We start from the raw sequence: 2,934 nt of genomic DNA, 5'->3' as shown, positions 1-2,934 counted from the left end.
GCCGTACGGAACCCGCGGGTTCCGTACGGCGCCGGCCCTGCCCCGCTCAGGCGAAACCGCCGTCAGGAGGAATCCCGCACGATGAGTTCCGTCGGAAGGACCCGCCGCGGCTCCCGCTCCGCCGCCGTACCGTCCGTGAGGTTCTCGGTGATCTTCTGGAGCAGCAGCCTGGTCATCGTGCGGCCCATCTCCTCGATGGGCTGGCGCACGCTGGTCAGGGGCGGATCCATCAGACGCGCCACCGCGGAGTCGTCGACCCCCACGAGGGCCACGTCGTCGGGGACCCGCCGGCCGGCCTCCCGCAGCGCCCCGCGCGCGCCGGCCGCCATCACGTCGGAGGCGGCGAAGACCGCGTCCAGCTCGGGGGCGCGCTTCAGGAGCTCGCGCATCGCCAGCCTGCCGCCCTCCTCGGTGAAGTCCGCGGTCGCCACGAGCGACTCGTCGGGGGCGATTCCGGCCTCGGCGAGACCTGCGCGGTAGCCCCCCAGCCGCGCGCGGGCCACGTACATGTCGAGCGGCCCGCTGATGGTCGCGATCCCGACCCGGCCCCGCCCCACGAGGTGGGCGACGGCGGCCCGTCCCGCGCCGATGTTGTCGGAGTCCACGTAGGCCACGGGTTCGGCCTCCGAACGCCGGCCGTTCATGACGACCGGCAGCCCCAGTTCCGCGATCCGGTCGGGCAGTGGATCGTCCGCGTGGACGGATGCCAGCAGCACGCCGTCGACCCGCTGGGTGGCCAGGTACTGCTCGAACCGCTGCCGCTCCCGGTCGGTCCGCACCAGGGTGAGCAGCAACTGCTTGTCCGCCTCCGCGAGCTCGGCGCTCACCCCGCGGATGAGGTCGAGGAAGTACGGCTCCGCGAACAGCCTGGCCTCGGTCTCGGGGATGACGAGGGCGACCGCGTCGGTCCGGCTGCCGGCCAGCGCCCTGGCGGCCTGATTGGGTACGTACCCGAGCTCGGCGACGGCGCGCGCGACGGCCTCCCTGGCCTGCTCGCTCACTCGGGGCGAGCCGTTGATCACCCGGGAGACCGTGCCCCGGCCGACGCCCGCCAGGGCCGCGACCTCCTCCAGGGTGGGCCTGCCGTTTCGCCGTCCGTTCACGCCTCTCGAACTCCCCTCGTACGACACGGCGCTCCGCACCGGTCGGATCGCGACTGATCAGGTAATACATCGGCAAGGCAGCGTGGGGCGGAAACTCCCTCCCCTCCGTCCCACGCGGAACACCGTACGCCAGCAGGGCTTATGGGAGCGCTCCCACACTACTCATAATCTCCACCCGATGCCATGGCCGCGTTCAGAACCTGACGACACCTTCAGGGGCAGCGGGCGCGATCTTCGCCGCACCCCTCGAGACGACGAATCCGCGTTCATCTCTTGACACCCGTACCCGCCAGGCAGCAACCTTCCGGCAACGACGTGGGAGCGCTCCCACTCAGTAGGCGACAACGCACCTTCACAGCCCGTCCGGGCAGGCCCCTCGCCGAGCCGCGAACAGCCCCCGGACCCCCTGGCGCACAACGAGCACCACCTTGGACGAGGAGAGTGGAATGCACACTTCCAGCAGCAGACGCGGACGTGGACGCCGTACCGCGATCACCGCGGTCGCCTTCATCGCGACCGGCACGGCCCTGCTCACCGGCTGCGGCGACGATGACGCAAGCGGCGACGACGGCGCGGCCGGCGGAGAGACGATCACGCTGCGGATCGGGACCTTCGGTTCCTTCGGCTACGACAACACCACCGGGGCCAAGCTCTACGCCGAGTACGAGAAGGCCCACCCGAACATCAAGATCGAGGAATCGAACGTAGCCGACGGCCAGAAGTACTGGGACACCCTGAAGCTGCGCCTCTCCCGCGACAGCGGTCTCGCCGACATCCAGGCCCTGGAGGTGGGATACATCGCGGAGGCGACGGGCACCGCCATGGCGGACAAGTGGACCGACCTCGGCAAGACGGGCGGCGCGGACGTCGGCGCCTTCCTCGACTGGAAGGTCAAGCAGGCCACCACGGGTGACGGCAAGGTGATCGGCCTCGGCACGGACATCGGCCCGATGGCGATCTGCTACAACAAGGACCTCTTCGCCAAGGCCAAGCTCCCGACCGATCGCGCCGAGGTCGCCAAGCTCTGGGCGGGCGACTGGGCGAAGTTCATCCAGACCGGCGAGACGTACAAGAAGAGCGCCCCCGAGGGGACCTCCTTCCACGATTCCGCGAGCGGCCTGTTCAACGCGGTGATCTCCAGCCAGCCGGTCCAGTACGCGAACACCAAGGGCGAACTGGACTACGCGAACAGCCCGGGCGTGAAGAAGGCGTGGGACACCGCCGTGTCCGCGGCGAAGGGTGGACTCACCGCGAAACTGCGCCAGTTCGACGAGAAGGGCACGTGGAACGCGGCCTTCAAGAACGCGAAGTTCGCCACCGTCGCCTGCCCCAGCTGGATGACCGGCATCATCAAGGAGCAGGCGGGCCCCGAGAACCAGGGGAAGTGGGACATCGCCGCGCCGCCCGTGGCCGGCAACTGGGGCGGCTCGTTCCTGGCCGTACCCAAGTCGGGCAAGCACGCCAAGGAGGCCGCCGAACTGGCCGCCTGGCTCACCGCCCCGGCCCAGCACGCCAAGGTCTTCGGCGTGAACGGCAACATCCCGTCCTCGAAGGACACTCTCGCGTCCTCCGCGGTGCAGGACGCCAAGCTGCCGTACTTCGGTGACACCCCGGTCGGCAAGATCTACTCGGAGGCCGCGGCCGGCATCACGCCCGCCCCGATCAGCCGCTGGGACGGACAGGTGAAGACCTTCCTCACCGACAACGGGATCCTCGACATCGAGCAGCGCGGCACCGACCCGGTGAAGGCCTGGGACAACGTCAAGAAGTTGGTCGACGACAAGATCGATCAGTAGCGGGGACCGTGTCGCGGGCCGCCCCCCCCGGGCGG

2 protein-coding genes are annotated in these 2,934 nt (G+C 69.8%); one reads left to right on the top strand and one right to left on the bottom strand.

Annotated elements, in window-relative coordinates:
- Positions 1 to 62: 62 nt before the first annotated feature.
- Positions 63 to 1,103, bottom strand: a complete 1,041-nt coding sequence (locus OTB20_RS04875) for a LacI family DNA-binding transcriptional regulator (protein ID WP_267815352.1) — start codon at positions 1,101 to 1,103, stop codon at positions 63 to 65.
- A gap of 446 nt (positions 1,104 to 1,549) precedes the next feature.
- On the opposite strand from OTB20_RS04875, the gene OTB20_RS04870 reads away from it, so the two are divergent.
- Positions 1,550 to 2,899, top strand: coding sequence for an ABC transporter substrate-binding protein (locus tag OTB20_RS04870; protein WP_267815351.1), 1,350 nt, complete (start codon positions 1,550 to 1,552; stop codon positions 2,897 to 2,899).
- The last annotated feature ends 35 nt before the right edge of the window (positions 2,900 to 2,934 follow it).

The organism is Streptomyces sp. H27-H1 (assembly GCF_026627445.1).
Lineage (GTDB): Bacteria > Actinomycetota > Actinomycetes > Streptomycetales > Streptomycetaceae > Streptomyces.
The sequence above is the reverse complement of the archived record's forward strand: the minus strand, read 5'-3'. Positions and strand labels throughout refer to the sequence as shown.

Bases quoted from the DNA above. Each gene is read 5' to 3' on its own strand.
- OTB20_RS04870 (WP_267815351.1), top strand. From the start codon at position 1,550: ATGCACACTTCCAGCAGCAGACGCGGACGTGGACGCCGTACCGCGATC.